General features: G+C 64.6%; 5 protein-coding genes and 1 pseudogene. All 6 read left to right on the top strand.

The window, feature by feature from the left end:
- A pseudogene (locus EOA38_RS22305) lies at window positions 1-394 on the top strand (cell division protein FtsZ); the annotation flags it as partial.
- Window positions 395-764: 370 nt separating this feature from the next.
- Window positions 765-1,700, top strand: a complete 936-nt coding sequence (gene lpxC / locus EOA38_RS22300; RefSeq protein WP_189349983.1) for a UDP-3-O-acyl-N-acetylglucosamine deacetylase — start codon at window positions 765-767, stop codon at window positions 1,698-1,700.
- A 201-nt stretch (window positions 1,701-1,901) separates the two neighbouring features.
- Window positions 1,902-2,771 carry an outer membrane protein assembly factor BamD gene (locus EOA38_RS22295; protein ID WP_126093095.1) on the top strand — a complete coding sequence of 290 codons (870 nt, stop codon included), beginning with the start codon at window positions 1,902-1,904 and terminating at the stop codon, window positions 2,769-2,771.
- 8 nt (window positions 2,772-2,779) lie between these two features.
- Window positions 2,780-4,453, top strand: a complete 1,674-nt coding sequence (recN, locus tag EOA38_RS22290) for a DNA repair protein RecN (protein WP_127300269.1) — start codon at window positions 2,780-2,782, stop codon at window positions 4,451-4,453.
- 135 nt (window positions 4,454-4,588) lie between these two features.
- Entirely contained in the window at window positions 4,589-6,796 is a 2,208-nt protein-coding gene (gene ligA, locus EOA38_RS22285) for an NAD-dependent DNA ligase LigA (RefSeq protein ID WP_127300268.1), read from the top strand.
- On the top strand, window positions 6,796-7,455 hold a 660-nt coding region (locus EOA38_RS22280; protein WP_127300267.1), incomplete at its 3' end, for a TIGR02453 family protein. The genes ligA and EOA38_RS22280, both read left to right, overlap by 1 nt.

Here is a 7,455-nt window from a genome sequence, read left to right as displayed (position 1 = left end):
TGTTGAACCGGCGCGGGACGGCTTTCCTGAACAGGCGCCGCAGCGCATGCCGCGCGTGGAGGACTTTCCGCCGGTGGTGAAGGCCGAGGTGGAAGCCAAGAGCCGCCCTGCCGACCACGAGAACAGCGGGCCGATGGGGCTGATCAAGCGCCTGACCAATGGCCTGACCCGCCGCGAGGAAGAGCCGGCCCGGCTCCAGCCGGCGCAGCCGCGCGAGCCGAAACTGCGCCAGGCGGCACCGGAAATGCGCCGCCTCGCCAGCCAGGACCCGCAGCTCTACGCGCCGCGCCGCGGCCAACTCGACGACCAGGGACGCCTCACGCCGCAGAGCCGCACGGTGCAGGAAGACGACCAGTTGGAGATTCCGGCGTTTCTGCGCCGCCAGGCCAACTGATCGATACAGCGGGCCGCTGATCGCTGACGATATATAACGGTTGTTAACAGGCAGACGAGAAATCGTCTGCCTGTTGGCGTTAAAGGTGGTTGTAAAACAGAGTGTTACGAGCGTTTTTTCGCTCGCTGCCGCGGTTACAAAGGGTAAGAAACCGTGATTTGGAGTCTCTCGGACGGGCCATTATCTTCGCCTCGGACTAAAGTCGGTTTGCCGGGATTCGGGGAGTTGGCCCTGCCTGCCGATCATATCAGAGCCGCATGCCTTGTTTCATTTGCCGCATTCATGCGGACGCAAGACGATCCGTCTGGCTGAAAATGCTCAAGAGGCTGATGAAGCGGACGCAGGCAGTTAGGGCTTATGGGGTTTGTCTTTGCACGACTATCAGACGACAGTTAAAGCGCGCGTGACGTTGACCGGCACGGGCGTCCACAGCGGCAAGCCCGTCACCGTTCATTTCCTGCCCGCCGACGCCGACACCGGCATCGTGTTCCACCTGTCGAATGGCGGCGAGGGCCGGGAGTTCCGCGCGCTGGTCTCCGAGGTCGGCGCCACCGACCTTTGCACCATGCTCGGCGATCCGGCCGGCGAGCATATCGGAACCGTCGAGCACCTGATGGCGACGGTGTTCGGACTTGGCATCGACAATCTCATCATCGAGATCGACGGTCCGGAAGTTCCCATTCTCGACGGCAGCGCCATGGCCTTTGTCGAGGCCTTCGACCAGGCGGGCATCGAGACGCTGGCGGTCAAGCGCCGCTATATCCGGGTGGTCAAGCCGGTTCGCATCGAAGCCGGCGCATCATGGGCGGAATTCCGCCCTTACGACGGCACGCGATTCGAGATCGAGATCGATTTCGAAAGCCCGGCGATCGGTCGCCAGCTCTTTGCCTCCGACATCAACCCCGACATCTTCCGCCGCGACATCGCGCGGGCGCGCACCTTCGGTTTCATGAAGGATGTCGAGCGGCTGTGGGCCGCCGGCTACGCGCTCGGCTCTTCGCTGGAAAATTCGCTGGTCATCGGCGACGACAACCGCGTCATCAATGTCGGGGGGCTGCGCTACCCCAACGAATTCGCCCGGCACAAGACGCTCGATGCCATGGGCGATCTGGCGCTTGCCGGCGCGCGCTTCATCGGCTGCTTCCGCTCCTATCGCGGCGGTCACCGAATGAACGCGGCGGCGCTGCGCCGGCTGCTGTCGGACCGGACGGCCTTCGAGATCGTCGAGACACGACGCCGCGAGCGCGGCCGCGTGGCAGAAATGATCGCCGTCAGCGGACCGGTCTACGCGCCCTGGGTGATCTGATTCTTAACGATTTTCTGGCTTTGTAGGTGGCCTTGTGTTGCACGGGTGCATCACAAGGCCATGAAATTATACTGCTTTGGGCAAGGCGCCAAACCGCCACAAAAATGTGCGATTGGCCGGACATAGCGTTGCCGGGCAAGGGGATAATGGTTTATGGCTGCGGCCCGGACCGAAACGACGCCGAAAGGGCGGAATTCAAACATGTTGTTTTCGCGAGTTGGTCAATCGAAGGCGCCGCATCGGGCTGTTTTCCTGGCGTTTTCGTTGATTGCCCCGTCGCTGGTGCTGTCGGCCTGCATGTCGTCCGAGAAGGACGTCAACCTGGCGACCTACGTCGACCAGACCGAGCCCGCCGACGTTCTCTACAATCAGGGCCTCGCCAACCTGAATGCCGGCCGTCTCGATGAGGCGAGCAAGAAGTTCGACGCCGTCGACCGTCAGCATCCCTATTCGGAATTCGCCCGCAAATCGATGGTGATGGGCGCCTTCGCCGACTATCGCGCCGGCAATTATGAGGAGGCGATCGGTTCCGCCAAGCGCTATCTCACGCTCTATCCGTCGACCGACGATGCCGCCTACGCGCAGTACATCATCGGCTTGAGCTACTACCGGCAGATCAAGGACGTCACCCAGGATCAGAAGGAAGCGCGCCAGACGGTGCAGACCATGCAGGACCTGGTGACGCGCTGGCCGAACTCCGAATATGTCGACGACGCCAAGGACAAGATCCGCTTCGCCACCGACCAGCTCGCCGGCAAGGAGATGCAGATCGGCCGCTACTATCTCGAACGCCGCGAATATATCGCCGCCGTCAAGCGATTCCGTACGGTGGTGGAGACCTATTCCAACACGCGCCACGTCGAGGAGGCGCTGGCGCGCCTGACCGAGAGCTACTACGCGATGGGGCTGACGTCGGAAGCGCAGACGGCGGCGGCGGTGCTCGGCAACAACTATCCGGACAGCCAGTGGTACAAGGATTCCTACAAGCTCCTGCAGAGCAACGGGCTTGAGCCGCGCGAAAATGCCGGGTCGTGGATATCCAAGGCCGGGAAGCTGATCACCGGCGCCTGACACTCCTGATGCTGTCCAGACTGTCGATCCGCGATATCGTCCTGATCGAGAAGCTGGACATCGACTTCCTGCCTGGACTTTCGGTCCTGACGGGCGAGACCGGCGCCGGCAAATCCATCCTGCTTGATGCGCTGTCGCTGGCGCTTGGAACGCGCGGCGACGCCTCGCTCGTCCGCCACGGCGCGGCACAGGGCCAGGTCATCGCGGTGTTCGATGTACCGCGCAACCATCCAGCGCGGGCGCTGCTCGCCGACAACGATATCGAGGACGACGGCGACATCATCCTGCGCCGGGTGCAGACGGCCGACGGACGCACTCGCGTCTTCGTCAACGACCAGCCGTCCAGCGTGACCCTGATGCGCGACGTCGGCCGCGCGCTGGTCGAAATCCATGGCCAGCACGACGAGCGCGCGCTGGTCGATCCCGGCGCCCATCGCGAATTGCTGGACAGTTTCGGCGGCCATCTTGGCGCTGTGCGCGGGGCGGGCGAGGCGTGGCGCTACTGGCGAAACTGCGAGCAGGAGCTTTCCAGGCACCGCGCCAAGGTCGAGGCGGCGGCGCGCGAGGCCGATTATCTCAGGGCCTCAGTCGCCGAGCTGGCGAAGCTCGATCCGCAGCCGGGCGAGGAAACCGAGCTGGCTGAATTGCGCGCCCAGATGATGCGCGCCGAAAAGATCGCGTCCGAGATCCACGACGCGCAGGACGTGCTGTCGGGGCCGTCTTCGCCGCTGCCGCAGCTCGCCAGCCTTTTGCGCAGGCTGCAGCGCAAGGCAGGTGAAGTGCCGGGACTGCTCGACGACGTGGTGAAGTCGCTGGACGAGGCGATGATATCGCTCGACGCGGCGCAGTCCGGCGTCGAGACGGCGCTTCGCGCCACCGAATACGATCCGCAGCGCCTCGAGAAGGCCGAGGAGCGGCTGTTTTCGCTGCGCGCGGCCTCGCGCAAGCACAATGTCGCGGTCGACGACCTGGCGCAGCTACGCGACACGATGGCGGCGGACCTTGCCGATCTCGACGCCGGCGAGGAGCGGCTGCACGGGCTGGAGAAGCAGGCCGCCGCCGCGCGCGAGGCTTATGACATTTCGGCGGCGCAGCTCTCTTCGCTTCGCCACGCCGCCGCAGCCGGCCTGTCCAAGGCGGTGATGGCCGAACTGCCGGCGCTCAAGCTCGAGCGGGCCGAATTCATCGTCGAGATGGTGAGCGATGCCGAAAGCCGCATGGAAGAAGGCATCGACCAGGTCGAATTCTGGGTGCGCACCAATCCTGGCACCCGGCCCGGGCCGATGATGAAGGTCGCTTCGGGCGGCGAGCTGTCGCGCTTCCTTCTGGCGCTGAAGGTGGCGCTTGCCGACCGCGGCTCGGCACCGACCCTTGTCTTTGATGAAATCGACACCGGCGTCGGCGGCGCGGTGGCCGACGCCATCGGCCAGCGATTGGCGCGGCTCTCGAAGAGAGTGCAAGTGCTTTCGGTCACGCATGCGCCGCAAGTGGCGGCCCGCGCGGCGACACATTTCCTGATCTCGAAATCCGGCGGCAAGGACCGCGTCGCCACCGGCATTGCCGAAATGGATCGCGCGGCGCGCCAGGAGGAAATCGCGCGCATGCTGGCGGGCGCCACCATCACCGACGAGGCGCGCGCCGCCGCCGAGCGGCTGCTGCGCGAGAACACGGCCGCCGCCTAGCTTATTTTCTGCGCCCGGAAGCCGAGTCAGCAGATGGCTGCATCCTGCTGTTCAGCATTGATTTATTCGCAAGCCGACTCCCCCATGCCGAATCCTGATTTATAGTGGCGCGCCATAATTCGAGGACAGCATTGCATGTCGGAAAAACCAGTCGATTCGCTGAGCGAAAGCGAGGCCGCCGAGGAGCTCAAGCGGCTGGCGGCGGAGATCGCCGAGCACGACCGGCGTTATCACACCGAGGATGCGCCGACGATCTCGGACGCCGCGTATGACGCGCTGGCGCGCCGCAATCTCGCCATTGAGGAGCGCTTTCCCGATCTCGTGCGCGAGGATTCGCCGTCGCGCCGGGTCGGCGCGCCGCCGGCGGAAGGCTTTGCCAAGGTGCGCCACGCCTTGCCGATGCTCAGCCTCGGCAAGGCCTATACCGACCAGGACGTTGCCGATTTCATCGAGCGCGGCCGGCGCTTCTTCGACCGCGACAAGGATCTCGGCATCGCCTTTACGGCCGAGCCAAAGATCGACGGGCTGTCGGCCTCGCTGCGCTATGAAAACGGTGTGTTCGTGCAGGGCGCGACGCGCGGCGACGGCGCTGTCGGCGAGGACATCACCGCCAATCTGAAGACCATTGCCGATATTCCAAAGAAGTTGCACGGCTCGGGTTGGCCGGATGTCATCGAGATCCGCGGCGAGGTCTATATGACCTATGCCGAGTTCGAGGCGCTGAAGCAGCGCTCGGCGGCGATCGGCGGCCAGGACTATGTCAATCCGCGCAACACGGCGGCCGGGTCGCTGCGCCAGAAGGACCCGGCCGTCACCGCAAGCCGCAACCTCAAATTCTTCGCCTATGCCTGGGGCTATACGACAGCGGATCCGGCTCCGACCCAGTACGATTCCGTCCAGAAATTCAAGGACTGGGGGTTCAAGGTCAGCCCGTTGATGGTGCGGGCGAAGTCGATCGACGAACTGATCGCGCAGTACCACCGGATCGAGGAACAGCGCTCGTCGCTCGGCTACGACATTGATGGCGTCGTCTACAAGGTCGACCAGCTCGAGCTGCAGCGGCGCTGGGGTTTCGTCACCGGCGAGCCGCGCTGGGCGGTCGCCCATAAATTCCCGGCCGAACAGGCGATGACGACGGTGGAAAAGATCGACATCCAGGTCGGCCGCACCGGCACGCTGGCGCCGGTTGCAAGGTTGGCGCCGGTCACGGTCGGCGGCGTGGTGGTCGAGAACGTCACGCTGCACAACGAAGACTACATCAAAGGCTTCGACAGCAACGGCCAGCCGATCCGCGACGGCATCGATGTCCGCATCGGCGACACGGTCGTGATCCAGCGGGCAGGGGACGTCATTCCGCAGATCGTCAGCGTCGTCATCGACAAACGTCCGGCCGATGCGGTGCCTTACGAATTCCCGCACACCTGTCCGGTCTGCGGATCGCCGGCGACGCGCGAGATCAACGAAAAGACCGGCAAGGAGGATTCACGCCGCCGCTGCACCGGCGAGCTGATCTGCCCGGCGCAGGCGGTGGAAGGGCTGCGCCACTTCGTGTCGCGCGGCGCGCTCGATATCGAAGGGTTGGGCGCCGAGAACATCGACCTCTTCTTCAATGCGGGGTTGGTCAAGACCGCGGCCGACATCTTCACGCTGAAGGATCGCCGGCCGGCCGTCACCAAGGCGCTGGCCGAGCGGCGCGAGGAGCAGGCAAGACTGCGCGAGGAGGCATCCGGCAAGACGCGCAAGAATGTGCGCAGCGTCGAGGAGCGCAACTACGAGGGTCTCGACAAGCTGTTCGCGGCAATCGATGCGCGCCGCGAGCCGGAGCTCGACCGCTTCATCTTCGCGCTCGGCATACGCCATATCGGCGAGACCACCGCGGCCGTGTTTGCCCGCCAGTTCTCGACCATCGAAGAACTGATCCGCGTCGGCAAGGAGACGGCGAAGGCGGAGGATCCGCATGACGTCTTCCCGTCGATCAACGGCATCGGCGACACGGTGATCGGCGCGCTGCGCGACTTTTTCGGCAACGAGCGCAACGACGACGTGCTCGATGCGCTGCTCGCGCAGGTTCATCCGAAGCCCTATGTCGTCGAGATCTCGGCCGGCAGCGAGGTTTCCGGCAAGACGGTGGTGTTCACGGGCACGCTGGAAAAGATGACGCGCTCCGAGGCCAAGGCAATGGCGGAGCGTCTCGGCGCCAAGGTCGCGGGCTCGGTTTCGGCGAAGACCGATCTGGTGGTGGCAGGGCCCGGCGCCGGCTCCAAGCTGAAGGTTGCGACCGATCTCGGCATCGAGGTGATCGACGAAGATACCTGGTTGCAGCGCATCGGCAGGGGCGGCTGATGGCCGGCGCGTTCAAGGGTTTTGGGCAGAAGGCCATCCCGTTCCTGAAGGCGCTCGACTTTCATCAGAGCCGGGAGTGGTTCCAGGAGAACCGCGGCCTCTATGAAAGCCAACTGCATGAGCCGTTTTGCGATCTCGTGGAAACGCTGACAGAGCGCTTCACCGCGGCCGGACTTGGGCTGCGCGGCGATCGCAAGAAGTCGCTGTTCCGCATCAATCGCGACGTGCGCTTCTCCAAGGACAAGCGGCCCTACAACCGGCATCTGTCGGCCATCCTGTCACCGGATGGCACCAAGATGGAGCAGGGCGTCTTCTACGTGCATATCGGGCTCGAGCGTTGCTTTGCCGGCGTCGCCTGGTGGCAGCCTGCGCCGGAATTGCTGCAGGCGATGCGCAAGGCGATCGTGACGAAGCCTGCGGCGTTCCGCGGCATGGTGGCGGCGCTGAAGAAGGCCGGCCTGGAACTCGATGCGGAAGATCGCCTGAAGCGCGCGCCGCGCGGCTTCGAGGAGGCCACCGAAGCCGACCTCGCCCAGGCTGTGCGCAACCGGCATTTCGTGGTCCGGCACGACATCGATCCGGCGACGATTTATTCGGCCGGGCTGGTCGACGATCTCGTCGATTTCACCTCGCGCGCCAGGCCGCTGCTCGATTGGGGC

The sequence above is a fragment of the Mesorhizobium sp. M1E.F.Ca.ET.041.01.1.1 genome, from assembly GCF_003997355.1.
Taxonomy (GTDB): Bacteria; Pseudomonadota; Alphaproteobacteria; order Rhizobiales; family Rhizobiaceae; genus Mesorhizobium.
This window is presented reverse-complemented; position numbering and strand designations above follow the sequence as displayed.

What these genes read in the sequence shown, in the direction of transcription:
- EOA38_RS22295 (WP_126093095.1), top strand. Translation starts at nt 1,902, where the DNA reads ATGTTGTTTTCGCGAGTTGGTCAATCGAAGGCGCCGCATCGGGCTGTT.
- recN (WP_127300269.1), top strand. Translation starts at nt 2,780, where the DNA reads ATGCTGTCCAGACTGTCGATCCGCGATATCGTCCTGATCGAGAAGCTG.
- ligA (WP_127300268.1), top strand. Translation starts at nt 4,589, where the DNA reads ATGTCGGAAAAACCAGTCGATTCGCTGAGCGAAAGCGAGGCCGCCGAG.